At 46.4% G+C, this 19730-nt stretch carries 17 protein-coding genes; 12 read left to right on the forward strand and 5 right to left on the reverse strand.

Going from position 1 to position 19730, the window contains the following annotated elements:
• Nucleotides 1-147: 147 nt before the first annotated feature.
• Nucleotides 148-2466 carry a ribonucleoside-diphosphate reductase subunit alpha gene (locus tag MKY87_RS18655; RefSeq protein ID WP_047840293.1) on the reverse strand — a complete coding sequence of 773 codons (2319 nt, stop codon included), beginning with the start codon at nucleotides 2464-2466 and terminating at the stop codon, nucleotides 148-150.
• A 775-nt stretch (nucleotides 2467-3241) separates the two neighbouring features.
• On the opposite strand from MKY87_RS18655, the gene MKY87_RS18660 reads away from it, so the two are divergent.
• A complete protein-coding gene (locus MKY87_RS18660; protein ID WP_339786675.1) occupies nucleotides 3242-3568 on the forward strand; it encodes an MTH1187 family thiamine-binding protein in 327 nt (108 codons plus the stop codon).
• A gap of 181 nt (nucleotides 3569-3749) precedes the next feature.
• Here MKY87_RS18660 and MKY87_RS18665 read toward each other — a convergent pair whose 3' ends face one another.
• The gene (locus MKY87_RS18665) at nucleotides 3750-4874 is read right to left on the reverse strand and encodes a PsbP-related protein (protein ID WP_338590505.1); all 1125 of its coding nucleotides are present in this window, start codon (nucleotides 4872-4874) and stop codon (nucleotides 3750-3752) included.
• 346 nt (nucleotides 4875-5220) lie between these two features.
• On the opposite strand from MKY87_RS18665, the gene MKY87_RS18670 reads away from it, so the two are divergent.
• The 6 genes from MKY87_RS18670 (at nucleotide 5221) to MKY87_RS18695 (ending at nucleotide 10437) form a co-directional block, all read left to right on the forward strand.
• The gene (locus tag MKY87_RS18670; protein ID WP_017690880.1) at nucleotides 5221-5325 is read left to right on the forward strand and encodes a hypothetical protein; all 105 of its coding nucleotides are present in this window, start codon (nucleotides 5221-5223) and stop codon (nucleotides 5323-5325) included.
• Between the two features lie 43 nt (nucleotides 5326-5368).
• Entirely contained in the window at nucleotides 5369-5476 is a 108-nt protein-coding gene (locus tag MKY87_RS18675; protein WP_017690879.1) for a hypothetical protein, read from the forward strand.
• Nucleotides 5477-5740: 264 nt separating this feature from the next.
• Nucleotides 5741-6052, forward strand: coding sequence for a hypothetical protein (locus tag MKY87_RS18680; RefSeq protein WP_017690878.1), 312 nt, complete (start codon nucleotides 5741-5743; stop codon nucleotides 6050-6052).
• Between the two features lie 1105 nt (nucleotides 6053-7157).
• On the forward strand, nucleotides 7158-7754 hold the full coding sequence (locus MKY87_RS18685; RefSeq protein WP_076215584.1) for an RNA polymerase sigma factor: 597 nt from the start codon (nucleotides 7158-7160) through the stop codon (nucleotides 7752-7754).
• Entirely contained in the window at nucleotides 7751-8734 is a 984-nt protein-coding gene (locus tag MKY87_RS18690; RefSeq protein ID WP_340965681.1) for an anti-sigma factor, read from the forward strand. The genes MKY87_RS18685 and MKY87_RS18690 overlap by 4 nt, the downstream gene beginning before the upstream one ends.
• Nucleotides 8735-8925: 191 nt before the next feature.
• Entirely contained in the window at nucleotides 8926-10437 is a 1512-nt protein-coding gene (locus MKY87_RS18695) for an HD domain-containing phosphohydrolase (protein WP_340965683.1), read from the forward strand.
• Nucleotides 10438-10441: 4 nt separating this feature from the next.
• Here the strand turns inward: MKY87_RS18695 and MKY87_RS18700 are convergent, their stop codons facing one another.
• Complete coding sequence (locus MKY87_RS18700) at nucleotides 10442-11095, reverse strand: phosphatase PAP2 family protein (protein ID WP_083657323.1); 654 nt, start codon at nucleotides 11093-11095, stop codon at nucleotides 10442-10444.
• A gap of 478 nt (nucleotides 11096-11573) precedes the next feature.
• Between MKY87_RS18700 and MKY87_RS18705 the strand changes: the two genes are divergently transcribed.
• From MKY87_RS18705 to MKY87_RS18720, 4 genes are all read left to right on the forward strand, one after another.
• Nucleotides 11574-12989: a sensor histidine kinase gene (locus MKY87_RS18705; protein WP_339786661.1), complete on the forward strand. Its 1416-nt coding sequence runs from the start codon at nucleotides 11574-11576 to the stop codon at nucleotides 12987-12989.
• A gap of 154 nt (nucleotides 12990-13143) precedes the next feature.
• Nucleotides 13144-14355 (forward strand): MFS transporter, encoded by a 1212-nt coding sequence (locus MKY87_RS18710; protein WP_340965685.1) that lies wholly within the window; start codon nucleotides 13144-13146, stop codon nucleotides 14353-14355.
• A gap of 138 nt (nucleotides 14356-14493) precedes the next feature.
• On the forward strand, nucleotides 14494-15150 hold the full coding sequence (locus MKY87_RS18715) for an oxidoreductase (RefSeq protein ID WP_340967487.1): 657 nt from the start codon (nucleotides 14494-14496) through the stop codon (nucleotides 15148-15150).
• Between the two features lie 148 nt (nucleotides 15151-15298).
• Entirely contained in the window at nucleotides 15299-15673 is a 375-nt protein-coding gene (locus MKY87_RS18720) for a RidA family protein (RefSeq protein ID WP_017690870.1), read from the forward strand.
• 116 nt (nucleotides 15674-15789) lie between these two features.
• Here MKY87_RS18720 and MKY87_RS18725 read toward each other — a convergent pair whose 3' ends face one another.
• A complete protein-coding gene (locus MKY87_RS18725; protein WP_340910714.1) occupies nucleotides 15790-16548 on the reverse strand; it encodes a tryptophan-rich sensory protein in 759 nt (252 codons plus the stop codon).
• Between the two features lie 225 nt (nucleotides 16549-16773).
• Between MKY87_RS18725 and MKY87_RS18730 the strand changes: the two genes are divergently transcribed.
• Nucleotides 16774-17739, forward strand: a complete 966-nt coding sequence (locus MKY87_RS18730) for an arsenic resistance protein (RefSeq protein ID WP_340965686.1) — start codon at nucleotides 16774-16776, stop codon at nucleotides 17737-17739.
• A 359-nt stretch (nucleotides 17740-18098) separates the two neighbouring features.
• Here the strand turns inward: MKY87_RS18730 and MKY87_RS18735 are convergent, their stop codons facing one another.
• Nucleotides 18099-19727 carry a response regulator transcription factor gene (locus tag MKY87_RS18735; RefSeq protein WP_340965688.1) on the reverse strand — a complete coding sequence of 543 codons (1629 nt, stop codon included), beginning with the start codon at nucleotides 19725-19727 and terminating at the stop codon, nucleotides 18099-18101.
• Nucleotides 19728-19730: the final 3 nt, after the last annotated feature.

Consider the following 19730-nt stretch of genomic DNA (forward strand, 5'->3'; position numbering starts at 1 on the left):
TATCAACATCTTGCGATGCTGTGATCATGTTTTAGGCAAAAAAGAACCAGGGCAGCGCCATTTTGCAATCAAAACAGGATGCCCTGGTGGTCACCTTGAATCTAGTAAATCTTCTCTATCATGGATGAAACGCAACTTGCGCAAAAATCAAGATTCTTCAATCGTTAATGCCCGGCTACGAACATAATAAGTTGATTTCATGCCGGCTCTCCAGGCGTGCAGATGCAATTCCAGGAATTCTGTTGCTTTAATATCTGGTCGAACGTAGAAGTTGAAACTTTGTCCCTGATCGACGTGGCGCTGACGGGCAGCCGCCATATTAATGGAAGCATGTTGGTCCACCTGGAACGCCGTTTGGTAATAAGGGCTTGTTTTTTCGGACAGATCCGGAGCCGGGTTGGCAATTTTGTAAGTTGTTTTCTCTTCATAAGATAACAGCTCATAGAGCGGATCAATACTAGCTGTAGAACCCGCAATAATGGACGTGGAACCGTTAGGTGCAATGGCGAACAACCAAGCATTACGTACACCGTTTTGTCGTACTTCGGCTTGCAGTTCTTTCCACTGTTCGGTTGTCACGAACTCGCCTACGCGCTCACCTGAAGTGTACTCGCGTTGGTCGAAGTAATGACCGCTTTCCCAATCGGAACCTTTGAATTTCGGATAATGTCCTTTTTCCTTGGACAGCTCCATACTGGATTTCACGAGCAGGTAGTTAATTTTTTCATACAGATTATCGTTATACGTTACCGCTTCTTCAGACTCCCAATGAATGCCTTCGAGAGCAAGCAGGTGGTGAAGTCCAAACGTTCCCAGACCGACTGCGCGATATTGGCTGTTGGTATATTGGGCTTGCAACACTTCAATGTTGTTAATGTCGATAACGTTGTCCAGCATGCGCACCTGAATTGGAACGAGACGCTCCAATACATTATGAGGTATAGCACGTGCCAGATGGATGGAGTTCAGGTTGCAGACAACAAAGTCGCCAGGCACTTTGGAAATCACGATGCGAGTTTGTCCATCCTTGGTTACGAGTTCTTCCTTTTCAATCACAGTGGCAGACTGGTTCTGCATAATTTCGGTACACAGGTTGGAGGAGTATACCATACCGTGTGCACGGTTAGGATTCGAGCGGTTAACCGTATCCCGGTAGAACATGTATGGCGTACCTGTCTCCAGTTGGGATTTAAGTACACGCTTCATGATGTCAATCGCCTGTACTGTAATCCGGGACAGCAGTGGGTGATTCACTGCTTCTTCGTATTTATCACGGAACGCACCTTCGCCAAAGGACTCATCATAGAAATCTTCCAGTCCGAGTGCACGACCATTCTCGTCCTTCCAGCCCATTACTTTCTTTGTTTCGTGCGGACAGAACAGGCTCCATTCGCCGCGAGTGGATACCCGCTCCATGAACAAGTCAGGCAGACAGATGCCGTGGAATACGTCATGCGCACGCATACGCTCGTCACCGTTGTTCAGCTTCAGATCGAGGAAGGCCAGAATGTCTTTGTGGAAAACATCCAGGTAGACGGCAATGGCCCCTTTACGCGTACCGAGCTGGTCTACGCTGACCGCTGTATTATTCAGTTGGCGAATCCAAGGGATTACACCGGAACTTGTATTTTGGTGACCACGGATATCCGAACCACGAGCTCTGACTTTGCCGAGGTAAACGCCGATGCCGCCACCCATTTTGCTCAGACGAGCTACATCCGTGTTGGAATCGAAGATACCTTCGAGTGAGTCGTCCACCGTATCAATGAAGCAGCTGGAGAGCTGACCGGCTACTTTTTTACCTGCATTGGACATCGTAGGAGTAGCTGCGGTCATGTACATGTTGCTCATTGCCCAGTATGCTTCCTTGACGAGATCCATACGTTTCTCGGCAGGCTCTTGGTGCATTAGGAACATGGCGATAACCATATAACGCTCTTGCGGCAATTCCATTACTTTTCCATCAAAATCGTGAGCGAGGTAACGTTCTGCCAGTGTGAGCAAGCCGATGTAATCGAAGAGCAGATCGTTGCGGTAGTCAATGCACTCAGCAAGTTCGTCGATCTGTTCTTTGGTGTAACATTCCAGCAATTCTTCGCGGTAGATCCCTTTTTTCACGAGATCTACAAGAAGAGGGTGGAATGCGCCATAAGGCTCGTCCGGGTAAGACTTGTATCTGCGGTTGGTAGCCGCTTTTTTGTACAGGGAAGTGAGCAGGGAGCGTGCCGCTGCAAATTTCCAATTAGGCTCCTCTTTGGTTACCAGTTCCAGTGCGCTCATGATAAAAGCGTTGCTGATTTCGTCTCCGGTAACTTCATCACGGCGGAGCTTGCTGTTTACCCCACGTACCAGACGTTCCTTGTCCAGCATTTCCAGTCCTTCCAGAGTACGGTCGGCATATACCGAGATGCGCATATCATCAAAGGCAAGCTGGCGGTTGTTCGGCTTGGTCACAACTTGTGGCATGAATATTCCTCGCTTTCGCATGTTTAAGAGATAAATTGGAGAAATTCTTTATATAAAGAATTGAGTGTTGTCTTACGGTGAGAAAAAGGTAAAGGTTGCGCTTTTGGCAGACTGAAACGGCGGTGACAAGTTCATGTCTTAAATCGCTCAACTTGAGGAGCACAAAACAGCACAATTCAGAACATGCTCATATAAAAAGCATTCTCCCGCCTCGCGGCTGAAAATGCCCATGGATGCTCTGGCTTCCTTACTGTCTTAGAAGTTCTGGATATCGACAGAAAAGGGTGCTTATGTAAGCTTTGGTCTATTGCAGATGTGCCTGTAGTTTGAGGATACCGGATGCAGTCCAAACAGCCCCGTTAACCTCCATGTCAACTCTGTTTCGAGAAAGCGATTTACACCTACAGGGACGTGCCTTTGGAGGTGATTTCATCCTGTTTTTCGCGAGAATGCAGAAGGTGACTAATAGAAGCGGAGAAATCTAGTGTTACTACATTTTGTAGCTGTCAACATACTGTAACCCAACATATTGTGTTTGTAAAGTGGGCCGATACAGTAAAACGTAATTCCGAGTATACCATTTAAGCCAGGAATCCGCAAAGGAAAAGGACTGGAAGATTTGAAGATTTATCAAAAAAAATTTTTGACCAATTTGAATGACGTCTTCACGTCAGTTTGAATTGTAACGTATTCAACTGGTAGAATAAAAATAGTCAAAAATCGACTAAAATTAGCGGCAGCGGTTGTTCACGGGGCCCAGAGGAGGCGGAGCAAAATGGCAATAGCAGAAGTGACTGTAATTCCAATCGGAACGGGTACAACCAGTCTAAGCAGTTATGTGGCGGACATGCAAAAGGTATTGGAACATCAACGGGGCATTACATATCAGTTAACTTCCATGAGCACCATTATTGAGGGACCGCTTAACGAGATCTTTACAGCAATTGCGGCTCTGCATGAAGCACCGTTTTTGTCAGGAGCTCAGCGCGTTTCCACATCCGTCAAAATTGACGACCGTCGTGATAAACCGGATGCCTCAAGTATACAGAAGTTACAATCGGTTCAGGATAAACTTTCGTCACTTCAGGCAAGACCTAATTAATGGTTTAGTATAAACATCCGTATATACGGTTATTCGGTATGTTATAAGTCATTAATTAAAGGTTAGATTGTGTCTGTATGTGTAGTTAACGTGAATTTCTGACATCTATAAACAGAAAGACAAAAAGACCAGCTTAACGTTCATTAAGCTGGTCTTTTTGTATACTCATTTAACATTTTAATTAATCTGCAACTACCAATGAGGCTCCAATCAAAGTGGCGTTGGTGTAACCACCGCCAACATTTTCAAAAGAGAAGTTGGTAATTGGCGCACCGATAACCGTGGCATAATCACCATCAAGCAAATCTCCGGTCGTTGCAGGATATAGCGCTATAATATCGTTTCCGTTCTCATCCATGACATGAACGATAGAGAAAGTTGCTCCGAGAGAGCTATCTTCTTCAACGGAAATGACTTCCCCGTTAACTTGTACGAAAGTATTGTAATAGTTGGCTACATTTTTATTCAGATGACGGGTCGTTACATTGGAGTCAACGAGCCCCTGTACCTTTTTGCTTAATTCTGCCGTAATGGCAGGGAATACATCGTTATGTTTACCAAAGAAATCATAAGATGCCTGCTCCATAAAGGCTGTGTCTTCTGTAATGTACGGAGTTAACTCATTAAAGAAATCCGCAGCTGATGCCGTAACAGATGAATTTCCAGTCGTTGCAGTTGGTGCTGTTTGCTCCAGAGAAGCAGTAATGCTTAGGGAATCAAGGATATCTTTGATCTCATCCTGATTATAAGTATCCTTGGCGTAGGTTAACGTCATGGTATAGAGTTCTGTATTGGTCGGAATCAGATACTGCACAAGGATAACATCTGTACCCGAGGAATGCTTATAGGCTCCTTCCAAGACACCAGCGCTATATTCTTTATAAGGCTTGTTTGTATAGCTGGTTTTTTTATAATCGGAAATGCCGATGCTTGAACCGCTTTGTGTGTAATAATCCACTATATTATTGGCGTATTCTTCAGGATTAATTGAACCGGTTGAACTGGCCTCAATCGTCAGATTCATATTATCTGCAAATGTGACTGATGAAGATTGGTCTGAAAAAGCAGCTTTAATGGATGGAGCATTCATTTGACTTGTATCTACGCTTTTCCAGGATTCAGGATATGCAAAAGAAAATCCTTCTCCACTATATGTAGTGTATTTCGTAGCTTTTGCTTCTGTTGAGACAGTTTCAGTTGCCTTGGATGCTTCGGTCGTGGGGCTATTGGTTGTTGTGTTTGTTTCTGAATTACTACAAGCACTAAGCAATGTGGCTAATGCCAAAATCGTAATAAGTTTCTTCATTATGTCTAATTTCTCCTAATGTGCTTCCCATCGGTTGGGATTTTTTCTAAGGTCATCATTTCGTTTGGGATAATCTAGTTTAGGTGGTGGGGATAGAAACTCCTTTCTGCTTTTATTAGTAAAATAATAACATAAATAAAGATTTCAGTATTCATAATTACTAAAAAGGTAATTTATCTGTATTTAACAAGTTAAAAGCTAATAATGGACCGTATGGGTATTCATTTTGAACGATAGTACATACATTTGATTGATATAACCGTGAGCCCATTTTCGACCTGAGCCCGGTCCCATGTGTGATTGGTGCATATAGTGAACTGTACCTCAAATCAAAGGAGGGGTTTACATGAGTGGAGTAGTAGGTGGATACGGCGGCGCATGGACATCGACTGGCGCGATCTTGGTTCTCTTTATCTTGTTGGTCATCATCTCTAAAGCATTCTTGATCTAATAAACCGCTTGGACCCTAATATATTTGTAAAGGAGGGTTCTGCATGAGCAACGTAGTTGAAGGCGTAGGATACGGCGGCTGGACATCGACTGGAGCAATCCTGGTTCTGTTCATTCTTCTCGTAATCATCACTAAATCTTTCTGGGTATAATATGGCGAGCTCTGCCGGGCAACCGGTGGGGTTTTTTTCTACAGGACAAGCATGGTGGAGAGCCAGGAAGCTAAGATAGCTTGTGGTTAAACGGAAGAATTGGTGGAATTCAAGTAATGGAAGGACGGCGTATGTTTCTCGAAAATGGGAAAGGTAACTAATGGCTAAACGCCCATTTTGTCAAAATGAGGGCGATAGCCCGGTCCAGAGGTAGGCTGAATACATAGCTTAGGGGTGTAGGCAAATGTTAAGGAGGAATGAACAATGAGCGAAGTAAAACCGAATTCACCGAACGGACAGGGACACGTATACGGACATATGGGAGGTTATGAGCATATGCAAGGATACCAATACACAGGTCATGAAATGCATGGGTATGGATATGGTTGTGGAACAATGCCAATGGGATATGGCTATGGATACGGACACCATGCCAATCAGGCTCCAATGATGCACGGTTATCAACAGGGTTGTGGAGTATCCTATGGTCACGGCGGCGGAAGCTGGGGTTCGATGGGTACGATCCTCGTACTGTTCATCTTGCTGGTCATTATCTCTAAAACGATGTTTATCTAAGAATTTGTGGGTGCAAGGAGACTTTGCTGATCGTGGATCGTTGCGATAGGTGCTCTAAATAAACTCCGAGTTTGAGTTCCATGTAGAGGCATAACGTACCTATGGTTTAGAAAGGGACAGCGTAGGATTTCATCCTGCGGTGTCCCTTTTTTATCAGAATTAAGTGAAGGAGCGTTGGGATTACTTTCTTTAACGAACTCCACAGCCTCTATTCCATGCATTTTTGCCATTTCACAAGTTTAACGAATCGTAGACGTCTTATTTCCTCAATCTGGGCATGTTTGGAGCCTATATTCATGAAGTGACATGGATTAACGTGGCTGAGATTCCTTAGATTTTACATAGCATAGAAATCCCTAATATAAGGTGTGCAGGATTCGTTAGCGTCTGGTGAGCGTAAACATTTACTTTATAAGCCCGGGTTATTTGCACAATTGGAGAAGTTAGGAAGTTAGGAGTGTAGTCAGTGGGAGAATGGAAAAGTTTTAAAAGCAGAGACGAATTTATCTGGTTAGTCTGATAAGTGAAAGGAGGACTTTACTCAATGGTGGGGGCAGCGCTTGTCTGTAGATGTTGCTAAATTGGATATGTAGACATGGATAAACACCCGGAACCCAATTCCGGGTGCTTTGTGTATGTTTTCAATCTTCTCAAGAATAAGTGATATCCAAAACAACAAAAGCCCTACCTCTCTTTTGTCCTTGCGGCTCCGATGACCGCGCCAGTGTGAATGGGAACATCTTGTGAAACTCTGTACTACCGGGTTATTGTGATTCAGGTTCTTCAATCTTCATAGGTTAATTGTGCTTAAAAATTCGCTGCGGTCGCAGCATGAAGAAAATATTCCGGGGTTTAAAGAAGACAGAAATCATATGAGGTTGTTTAATACAACTTTTATAGTATACCACAGGTTGTAATTTTCTGCAATAAAAAGGAAAGCGCGACCAGAGCAACATGTTTTCGGACTGTTTTTAAGTTAGAAAGTGAAAGATTGTTTTGAAAAGATACAGAAAATTTTTCAAACTATTTCTTCATAGGGGTAATCCTCTTCAAAAGATTCTGCGTAGGTTATAATAAGAGGGAAGAAACAGAAAGGGGCCCTCGCATGACTGAATCGATGGAGGACAGCAGGTTAATGCGACAGATCGCGGAACGTGATGCCTCCGCACTGGAGCTTTTATATGACCGTTATGAGCGAGCGGTGTATTCTTTTGCCTATCGGATCGTTGGTGATCCTATGACGGCAGAAGAGACCGTTCAGGAACTTTTTATGCGGGTCTGGAATAATGCTGAACGTTACGATGCCTCACAGGGGAAGCTGACCACATGGATGTTTGCCATTACGCGTAACATTGCAGTGGACATGCTGAGGCGGAAATCAAAAGGGGCAGCGGCTACTTCAGTTGAACACGAGACACTGGCAGCCTATGCCGATGAGCATACGAACACGGAAGAAGAAGTGCAGCGTAAATGGGAAGGTACCCGGATTAAAGAGGCGTTGTCCCAATTGAACGGTGATCAGCAACAAGTTATAGAATCGATATATTATGCGGGATTAACCCAGCAGGAAGTATCCAGCCGATTCGGGATTCCGCTGGGTACAGTAAAGAGCCGTGTCAGGCTTGCCATGCGACAGCTCCAAAAGTTGCTGGCCGATGCTGAATTGCATCCGGACGCGGGAAGGGAGGGCATACATCCATGATAGAACGACATGAGGAGTGGTCTGATCTGGCACCGATGTATGTGCTGGGCGGACTGGAAGCAGAGGAAGTGGCGGCGTTTGAAGCGCATATGGCAACTTGCGAACCTTGCCGCCAGGAGGTGAGGGAATTGCAGGAAGTGACTGGCTTCCTGCCACTTGCGGCGGAACCTGTAGCACCGCCGCCAGGCATGCGAGCACGTGTGCTGGGCAACGTGCTCGGACATGTGCAGGAGAGCGCCGAGGCGAAGCCAGCGGCTGCTCCTGCAGAGCCTGAAGCACCGGTGGTGCTTCAGGAGGATCTTGCGCCGCAGCACGAACGTGCGGCGCAGCCCGGGCCAGGCTTGCCGCCGGCAACGGCGGTGCCTGCGGCCCGGGTGGAAGAGGCTGCCCAGGCACAGCCATGGCAGCCACAAGCGCGCGCGCGTGCGCGCAGCAGCAGCGCCTGGCGCATAGCCAGTGCCGGCCTTGCGGCCGCGGCACTGTTACTGGGCGTGTACACGGCGCAGCTGCGGAGCCAGATCGACTCGCTGACGCAGCAAGCGGCGGGCTCGTCGGCTACGCAAGAGCAACTGGTGCAGGCACAGGCGCAGAATGCGCAGCTGCAAGAGCAGCTGGCATCAGCTCTGGAACCTGCACAGGGCATGCAGACTGGCGAGGCAGTGAAGCTGAATCCTGCAACGCAGGACATTGTAGCTCAGGGTCTCGCAACCATCGTTATTGACAGCAAAGGCACTCACCTGGTTGTGCAGGCTGAGAACCTGCCGAACCTGGAAGGCAACGAGGCTTTTCAGGTCTGGTTGATCAAAGGAGATACCCCTCAGAATGCCGGTACGTTCCTTAGTCGTGACGGAACGGGAGCAGTATATTACACATTGGATTCGGCCAACGACTATGATACGGTTGCCATCACGCTTGAACCGGATGCAATGGGAGATGAGCCGCGTGGCACAATGATTCTGGCTGCCAAGATTAAAGGATAAATATAGGATATATCACTAAAGGCTGCTCCGTCGTGGAGCAGCCTTTTTGTGTTTTCCAGTTCTGATGCCCACCCATTGGATTTTATTAATTTTTTTAGTCGAAGCAACCGATAAACAAATAGAAGGCAATACCCTTAATCTCCCTGTGTCTCAAGGGAGAACTGGTTGCACATAGAGAGTGAGGGGTTCAGTTGGAAGCATACCGTTCATTTATCTTTCGCCTGATACGCAATTATCTGATCGGTTCACTGGTAGCTGTTTTTGTTGTCGGTACAGTAGTTATGGTATCTACTCTGCAAATACCCAATATTCAATTTGTTCGACTCATCTTCATTGTACTGATTTCACTCTTGTTCATGCTGGTTGCAGAATTAATTACGCTGTGGGTGCAGCTTGGCCCCATAAGACAATTTTTCACTTCCGAGCATCATGAGAGAGACGAACTGAACCACATGTATGAGAAAATTCATCGTTTTCCGGGACAGACCATATATCGGATCATGGGTCCGCACATGCTTGGTTTTTCACTTCCGGCAGCCGGATTAACAATATGGATGATATCCACAGGGTGGCTTGAATTCCCTTACTTGTATATTGTCGTGGCCGCTGCATGTGCCTTTCTGATTGCCATCATGCATGCGCTGATAGAGTATTACCTGACGGTGCGGGCGATTAGACCCCTGTTACTTGAGATTCGTCATCGAGGCAAAGTCCAATACGGGATGGAACCTTCACTGGGAGGACGCATTCTCGTATCGATCCAGCGTAAATTTCAGCTAAGTACGGCACTGATTGGCTTATTTCCTCTATTTCTATTTTTCCTGGCTACATATATCAGACTTCAGTATATGGACAGTGAATTTGCGAAAGAGTACATTCTGTGGGGAATTCTCATCGTTGTTCTGGGCGCGGGGTTTGCGCTGGTAGGAAGCTGGCTGTTGATTCGTGATGTTCGTGATCCAGTTGCTGAACTGACGCATGAGATGAACCGAATTCAGGGGGGAGATCTTGGCAGACGAGCTCCGGATCTATATGCGGATGAGTTTTCGGCACTGATCTCCGGCTTCAATATGATGATTAATCGGCTGGAGATGAGACAGGAACGCAATCGACAGCTGTTGCAAAGTTATTTTTCTACACTGGCTGCTGCTTTGGACGCCCGAGATAAGTACACGGCAGGACATTCCATGCGTGTGGCAGAGTATTCGCTGATGATTGGCAAGCTGAGCGGAATGAATGAGGAACAGGCGGATTTATTGTACAAATCAGCCCTGCTTCATGATATCGGGAAAATCGGCATACCTGATGAGGTACTGTTGAAGGATGGAAAACTAAGCGATGAGGAATTCGCCATTATTCGCACACATCCCGTGCAGGGAGAGAGTATTTTGTTACAGATAGAGCCTATTGATGCCATGGCCGACTTTCTGCCAGGTGTACGATCTCACCATGAGAGATATGATGGCAAAGGATACCCGGATGGGATGGCTGGTGATGATATTCCCCTTTTTGGCCGCATCATTGCAGTAGCGGATGCCTTTGATGCCATGACGTCAGATCGACCATATCGGAATGGGATGAGTCACGAGAAAGCGCTAACGATTTTGGAAGAAGGAAAAGGGACCCAATGGGACCCCTATTTTGCAGGTTTGTTTATTGATGAATGGAGACGACAACATCATCTTCAGAAACCATCGAAGTGAGGGATCAGTTGATCCCCTCTGTCCACTTCGATTCTTTTCTGCGTCTCCGGTGTAGAGCGAGGCCTGTTATGATGGTGAGAACACATTCGCCGAGTATGACTGCACCCAAGGCATCATAGATCACATGTTGTTTGATCATTAGCGTGGATACGATAATGGTTGCTGCCCCGGCGGCCACCAAAATCTTGATGGGTTTGCGGATGCTTGGAACCGAGAGAACGGCACGCATAACCAGATAAGAGTGAAGAGAATGAATACTTGGAAAACAATTATAAGGACGATCCTGGCTATAGAGCCATCCGAGAACAGATGCTCCCAGGCCTGTACCCGTCAGTTCCGGGCGCGGTACCATGGTCTGAAAGTTGAAGTAGATCAGATAACATATCCAGACACAGATATTCATGGATAACAAGACACGGTAATACGTCAGGCGATCCTTGGCACATAGGTAAGCGAGCACACCGAATACAAACGGGTACCAGCCCAAATATGGAATGGACATGCCAGGCACGTAGGGAATGATCCGGTCGAGCGGTGAATCAAGAACTACGAACCCGCGTTCCGGACTATTAAGAATATCATAGAAGAGCCCCATGACGGCCAAAGACAGCATTAAACTCAATGACAGCCAATAGGATTTGCTTTTTAACAATTGCACAACACCTTACTCCTTTCATTCATGCTCCCTAGGAGCATGACCCCAGCAAATAACTATATAAGTTGCACTATACATTCATTTACACGAGAACGCAGAGGACAGAAATACCCTGAAGAAGCGGAGCTAAAAGCTTTCTGAAAGAAAGCTGCATCGAAAGCATACGCTTCGCCTTTATCCACGAATTTTCCCTTTCAGAAAAGGGAATCGAAAAAATCTGGGGATAACAGCGATCAGAAGGTTGTTCTGTCAACGGAGTGGCCAGTGTAATTATTCTTTAGTTCAATCTATATAGTAGTTTAAATTTAAACAACAATATATTCTACTACGACCAGCGCACAAATTGAATCCTGATTTGTGTATTTTTGTGTATTTTTTTGACGAAGAAGGAATGCCGAAGCTTCAATGGGCATGATATGATAGAGACACATACGGACGAAGGCACTTTGGCCAGTAAAGTCGGTACAACAGGAGTGAGTGAATGCAATTTTCAAAAATGTTCGTATTGAATATGGGGATGCTTATTACCATTGCATATCTTGCTAGTGTGTTCTATAAATATGTCGTAATACGTACCTCTTCCCGAGTGAAGCAGATCAGTTCAGTGCTTGTCCTTATATTTGCAGGTTGGATCAGTACGGTTTTTGGGTTTCAACTCACCGATGAAGTGGTCTTTGACCTTCGTTATGTTCCTTTAATTGTTGCCGTTCTAACGTATAGACAACCCTATAGCGTAATTATCGTGGGTATTGGGATTGGGCTATCGAGGCTAACTTTTGGCATCACGGATGCTACATTGGCGGCAGTACTTAACATGTCTGTTTTGGGCGTGATATGTGCAGGTTTGAATATATGGATGAGACGCAGCAACTACAGGCTGATTATTAAAGGAATCCTTGTTACAGTTATCGTCAATGTGGTCAACAGTATAAACATCGCTATCGTTGGTGTGATCCCGGCTACATACTTCTTTTCACATATTATGCCTTATACACTCCCTACAGGCATTTTGCTAAGCCTTATTTTTGCATTTATTTTACGTGATTTTCAGAATGAACAGAATCGTATTTTGCTGATCCAGAGTACAAACCGGCTATTGTCTGTGCAGAAGGAAGAGTTACAGAAAGCCCAGATTGTACTGGAGGATCGAGCGAAACAATTGATGATTGCCTCACAGTACAAATCGGAATTTCTCGCCAATATGTCCCATGAACTGCGTACACCGCTCAATAGTGTCATTAACTTTGCCCAGATGATCAGCGAGAATGCCGACACGATGGATCAGGAGGATATTGTACGTTTTGCCAATATGATCGACCACTCCGGGCAGGAACTGCTCACGCTCATTAACGATATTCTGGATCTTTCCAAAGTAGAAGCTGGGCGGCTGGATATTGTACTGGAGGATATCAGTGTCGCACAACTTACAGAAGATGCCATGAGCCACTTTCAGCTCGTTGCCGAGAAAAAAGGTATTCAGTTGGTTCTGGATAAGAAAACGGGACTGCCTGATACGCTCTGGTCTGATCCCCAGCGGGTTCAACAGATTTTACGGAATCTGATGTCCAATGCCATCAAGTTCACTCACCGGGGGAAGGTCACGCTGACCGTAAGCACCAAACAGATTAAGAATGCAGGTATTCAGAATCGATGGCTTATTTTCTCCGTTCAGGACACAGGTATTGGCATTTCTGAGGACAAGCATCATTCCATATTTGAAGCATTTCAGCAGGCTGACGGGTCGATTAGTCGAAAATTTGGCGGTACCGGACTAGGCCTGTCGATCAGTCGGGATTTAGCGAGATTACTGGGGGGATCGATTGAACTGGAGAGCACTGAAGGTAAAGGAAGCACCTTCCATCTCCATCTTCCGTTGGACCGTGAAAAAATGAGTTGACAACCTTCGCGCTGTGAGTAGAATTTGGGATGACAACTAGCATCGACCGGCTTTTGAGACCCGGTCTAAGGAGTGTATCCCCATACAGAAGACGGTCAACGTTAACCCTCCCCCGTCAGCAAGCAAACCACGGCGCAAGGGTTCGACACAACGCATGAATTTATCGATTGCAACATGGGAGGGTGTACCGGCAATTATTTTACAGACCTTGCTGGGAGGCCCGTTTTTAACCGGATTTCTGCTGTACCTTGGGGCCGGGTCGAGACATATCGGCTTTGTGCTCGCGATTACAACGTTCGTAAACATTGCCCAGATCGGAGCAGCTTACTGGATGCAGCGTATTCGCAGCCGAAAACGCATGTTGCTACTATTTGTGGGCACACATCGTATCTTGTGGAGTGCGACGGGACTGATCCCGTTTATATTTCCCAAAGAGTGGTGGGTAAGCGTATATATTGGCGTGTATACGGTTGCTTTTATATCAAATACCATCGGCGGCATGATCTGGACTTCACTGATTGGCGATATCGTACCTGCCAAGGTGAGAGGGCGTTATTTTGGAATTCGAAATACGATTCTGAATGCTCTTGGAAGCGTATGCTTATTCGCTGGTGGTATTGTTTTGGACCGTTACCCCGGAGAAATGGGCTTTCTGATTCTGTTTATTCCGGTTTGGATCTGTGCTATTGCCAACACAGTCATTTATTTCTTCTATCCGGACGTGCCATTTGAACGTTCTACCGAAAAGGTTTTCTGGCGCATGTTCATCAAGCCGTTCCAGGATCGTTCTTTTCTGAAAGCAACGCTGTTCCTGGCTGTCTGGTTATTGATCCAGACCTTGATTGTTCCGCTCTATTCCTATGTTATGCTCGATTTATTGAATATTAATTATCAAACTGTATCCCTGATCACGGTAGTCCAGACGCTGGTTATGATGGCCGGTTTCTATGTCTGGGGCAATCTGAATGCCAGATTCAGCAACAAAACGCTCCTATTTTGGACATTGCCAGTCATTGCGCTCTCCTGTCTGTCGTGGGGGTTAATGTCGTTCATGCCTGTATTGATCGCACTATTTTTATCGCATATCTTCCTTGGGATTGGTGTAGGTGGATTCAATCAGCTGGCGTTTAACTTTACCATCGGAGACACACCCAAAAGTGAAAGACCGATGTTTGTCGCGGTGTATTCGGCTCTGACCGGAGTAACTTCGTTTCTCGGGCCGTTGTTGGGTGGCTGGTTGTATGAAAAGATGGAGACTTGGTCCGATGCGCTGGCCTGGATCTCAGCCTATGGATTTCAGGTGGGGGTTGGTGTCGTGATGTTGCTTCTTACATTTACCCTTGGACGTCGTGTACTGTTAAAATAGATATTGAATATTTACACTGGCACTTCGATGACAGAACAACCTTGTAAATGTTTAGATTGATCCTATATATCTGGTATGACTTCAAAAAAAAGATGGCGAAGTGGAGGGATGTAATTGAATCGTCTCGAACGGAAAGCCATGGTGATTGGAGCCACGGGGCTTGTAGGCGAATTACTGGTTCATAATCTGCTGGAGCACTCGGCATACAGCCTGGTTCGGGTTCTGGTTAGACGTCCGCTTGAGCTGCAACATCCCAAACTGGAACAACATGTGGTGGACTGGGAACAGCTGGAGAACCAAGGCCACTTATTCGATGGAATCGATGACCTGTATTGTTGTTTGGGTACAACGATCAAAAAAGCAGGCAGTCAGGACAATTTCCGTCAGGTGGATTATCATTACCCGGTTCGTGCAGCTACTTTGGCGAAGCAACATGGTGTATCACAGATGCTGGTAATCTCCTCCATGGGAGCGAGTGCTGGTTCCAGGGTCTTTTACAGTCGGACCAAAGGGGAAATGGAGGATGCATTGTCCGATATCGGTTTTCCGTCATTGCATATCTTCCGCCCTTCCTTAATTCTGGGAGATCGAAACGAGAAGCGGTTCGGTGAACAGATGGCTGCTCATGCGATGAAGCTTCTGGATCGCTGGATGAAAGGCAGAGTGGACAAATACCGGGCGGTCCATGCTGCGACCATTGCACAGGCCATGACGAATATTGCGCTGGTGCAAACCAAGGGAAACCATGTGTATCCGAATGATGTCATTCATGTCCTTGGTGTGGACGGGGGCTAAGAAACCTTTGAACGAGCTGTTTGCTTCATGTGGCTAGTGAGAAGCGTTTCTCGCTTGAGGTAGATCGTGGTATAATAGGCAACAAAAATGAGTTCGAACCCTGACTCCATGCGGCAGCAGGATAACGAACATGAAGGAGAACTCGTCCATGAAAAAACCAATCTCTACCGATCAGGCGCCAGGCGCCATTGGTCCATACAGTCAAGCCGTTGATGCAGGCGATTTCATCTACACTTCCGGGCAACTTGGCCTGAATCCTCAAACGGGAGAGTTCGGCGCAGATGTACAGGAGCAGACACGTCTGTCCCTGAGCAATGTAAAGGCTATCCTTGAAGCAGCAGGCACAAGTATGGATAAAATCGTGAAAACGACGGTGTTCCTGAAAGACATGAACGATTTTGTTCCTGTGAATGAAGTGTATAGCACGTTCTTCGAACAGCCGTATCCTGCACGCAGTGCAGTGGAAGTTGCTCGTTTGCCAAAAGATGCACTGGTGGAGATTGAAGTTATTGCCCTGAAATAGGACAACCTTATTCGTTCTTTTATACATAAACAGCCGATTTCAGGTCGAAGACCAGAATCGGCTGTTTGCGTTACGTTTTTTCGTTATATTTAAGCGTTGTATATGATGGAAACTACTCAATCACGATCCTGATTACGGGCGAAGAACAGCCATACCGCATAGATGGCCAGTACGATCGCAATGATGATTGCCGTATAATATACGGAAGTGACATCCTTTTGTTTAAGTGCAATGGCGATATACGCCCATGTGAACACAAGTGGGTATATGCTATCGCGATAACGGAAGCTAACGAGTACAGCCAGCACCATACCCACAATCAGCATAATGATCGTCCAGGTTGGTTCGCTGATACCAAAACCATCCCAGCCTATTTTATATAACAGTACAGCTGCATTGACAATGGTTGCCACGCTAATCCATCCAAGATAAATGCTGAATGGCAGCTTCACAAGCCAGATCTCAGCAGTGGTCGGAACCGTAATGGTACGTGTTTTTACATACAGAACGATCAGAGACAACAGAAGCAGTACAATGATTAGTAAAGCGAGACCGGTCTGCAAGTTTTGAAAAGCAAAAATCCAGGCTACGTTGAAAGCACAGCTTGCCAGAAACCAATACCCAAGACGGGTAATCGAATCCCTTTTCCAGGAAGCGGGCACGAACTGATAGATCACAAACCCTGCTAACAGCAGGTAGATCAGACCCCATATAGAGAAGGCATAGCCAGAAGGTGTGAGCAGCACAGGGTACATATCCGATACTTCCTTATTGGTTCTGCCCCCGATCGGCAGAGCGTTGGAAAGGTAGTTCACGATAATTACAGCGATAAAACCAATGGCGTTTAACCACTTGTACGGATTGTTACGTGACATTGTGTTTCCTCCTTGGTTTAACGAATGAATGAACCACGGGTCAGTCTACAATGAATATACCCAGTTCTTGCACATTCTAATAACAGCCGCAAAAAATTCACAAGTTGATCTTTCAGATCCTTGCGCTCTGCCGCTATGTTGGAACGGTACTCTGTCCCAATGTACGCGAAACGATGCAGAAATATGTCCATGCCCACGATGTCCCATTAGAAGAGGAGGCAGAGAATGCTCACAAGAGAAACGATGGAGAAACAGCAGACTTGGTTCTATGTAGCTGCACTGTTCTTAGGAGCAGTGATCGGGCTGAGTAATCCGGTATGGGGGAATGTTTTACACTACACCGTGTCCCCGGTTCTTGCCGTTCTGTTATATAGCATGTTTGTACAGATTCCCTTTTTACAGTTAAAAGAGTCCTGGTCGAATCTTCGATTTATGGGCGCGTTACTGGTGGCTAATTTTATCGTTGTACCTGTGGTCGTATGGTTGCTTACACTGGTCTTTCCACAATCACCAGGCGTTCTGATTGGAGTCTATCTGGTACTGCTAACGCCCTGTATTGATTACGTCATTGTGTTCACACAGCTCGGCAGGGGCAATGAGAAATTGATGCTGGCCGCAACCCCCCTTTTATTTGTTATACAAATGATTCTGTTGCCGTTTTATTTATGGGTATTAATGGGTGCTGAGGTGGCGCAGGTCATGCAGGTAGGGCCGTTTGTGGAGGCTTTTCTGTTCCTGATCGTTATTCCACTGCTGCTCGCTGTTGTTACACAAGTTCTCTCCAGAGGTAAAGCGAGCGGCGAACGGGTCATGAATGCGACGGCATGGCTCCCGGTTCCGATGATGGCGCTTGCGCTGATCGTGGTTGTCGCTTCCCAGATTGGCAAAGTCTACAATGATATGGCGATCATCGTGAACGTGATTCCGATCTATGTTGCTTTTCTAATCCTTATGCCTTGGATATCTCGGCTCATTGCTACTTGGTTTGGATTGAATCCGGGTGCAGGGCGGGCGTTGATATTCAGTTCAGCCACACGGAATTCGCTGGTTGTTCTGCCACTGGCGCTGGCACTCCCTCCACAATGGGCAACTATAGCTGCGGCAGTCATCGTTACACAGACGATAGTGGAGCTGGCTGGGGAGCTAATCTACATTCGACTTGTACCTGCGGTGATTTTGCGGGATCGGTGAGCGGACTAGGACGTATCTATGTTATGATTTAATATAATTAATAAAACCATTTTTGGTAAATAAAAGGGAGGTGAGAATCCCTATTTATCGGAAGATTATGTTCTACCTGGATATTGTCCTATTACTGTTCAGCCTCATCTATTTCCCCGTAGTGGCTCATAAGACAGGAAATAATATGGCTTATGGATTTATGGCTGTGATTTTAATCGGGACAATATCTCGGATCGTATCCTATCTGAGAAAAGAAAGAGCCAACAGGTCATCATGATATAGGCTATTATCTGTAAAAGTAAAATTAAAAAGAGTACTTCCGATGGGCCATGCCGGGAGTACTCTTTTTAATTCGGATCAGGTACTCGTTACGTACCAGCCTCCAATAATGTTTTACGATATTCCGCTGGCGTGATGCCCTCCATTTTTTTGAACACTTTGCTGAAATACTTTTCATCCTGGAATCCAACCATCTCCGAGATTTTGGCAACTCGCAGGGAAGGGTTTTGCAGTAGCAGCTTGGCGTTATTGATTCGCAGTTTGCCCAAATATTCCGACCAGTTCAGGCCAAATTGCTGTTTGAATTTACGGGAAATATACTCCCGGCTCAGGTAGAAACGCGCGGCAATCTGCTGCAAGGACAGGTCCTCCTGATAATGGGCGTCCATATAACGTGCAATCTCACTCATGGGATCGGGATTGGCGTGGTGATGAGCGGTGAGCGCCTTTCCTGCGGCAAGAAGTCGTTGTTCCAATAATGAACGAAGCAGGGGGAAGGATAACAGTCCTTCAGCGTCCAAAGGTAACTCGGCAAAGGGAATAGACTGTTCCTCCGTTACTTCTTCCTCTTTGGGTGACGAACCTGCCGTATCATCAAGCCAGCGGCTCAGCATCCATTCCAGCTCGTCGATCCATTGCTGAATCTGCTCAGCACTGACAACTTCAAGATCAGTAATCGGGTCAAGCCATTCGGCGACCGCAGCAGATACACTGGAAGACCGGCAGCTCATGGCTGCCATACGCAGGGGTTCTTCATGGGCGTTTAAGCGCCTGATTTTCTTCCCATATGATGATTCCACTGACGCATGGATTCGCTGTTTAATTTGCACAGCGTTACGTCTCCACAGTCTTGAACTTGCTTCCAGATAGGCTGCTGATATTCCGCCAGGGTAGGACTCACAGGTGGAGATACCATAATGAAGCCGGCGCTGAATTGTCTGCTCCAATCCCTGATTAACCTTGTCGAGAATATGTTCCAATGAAGTGGATGGGCCCCAATGCAGCAGAACAATCTCGTCCGGTTGATCCAACTGCCGAAACATTACGCCTTCGTCTGGTGTGGATAACATCTCGGCACAGATATTGAGCACCGAGAACACAAGCAGATCTGGTTGACTGCGGTATTTTGCCAGACAATCTGCATCCAGATGGGACAGGCTGGTGACAGCGACACTACAGACAGGGATAACACTGGGGAGATTCAACTCATCCTGCAATCGCTGCATGTGTGATGAACTGCTGCCTCTGCCGACGGCAAGTTCAGTGAGCAGACGATCCTGGTAGTGGGGGCGCATTCGATTAACAACAATGGATTGCCTGGTGGATTGTATCCGAATGGCGTCTTCCTCTCCCCAAGCTGTAACGGCCTTTAATAGAGAGGCATTCAGCTCATCTGCTTCCACAGGTTTCAGGAGGTAGTCCATGCCACCATGTCTGATTGCATGCCTCACGAGTTCAAAATCATCATATCCACTAATGACAAGCACCTTGCTGTGTGGGGTATGAGTCGATATCCATTCAAGTAATGCCATACCGTCCTTGCCTGGCATACGCATGTCACTGAGTATGATTTGAGGTTGATGTGCCGTGATGGCGGCGATGGCTTCATCCCCGTCTGCCGCTTCGATTAACGTATCAATGCCAAACTCTTCCCAATGACCAAGCAACCTTATGGCATCGCGGACATGTTTTTCATCATCTACAAGCAGTGCCTTCATGTT

Source organism: Paenibacillus sp. FSL R7-0198 (genome assembly GCF_038000415.1).
Taxonomy (GTDB): domain Bacteria; phylum Bacillota; class Bacilli; order Paenibacillales; family Paenibacillaceae; genus Paenibacillus.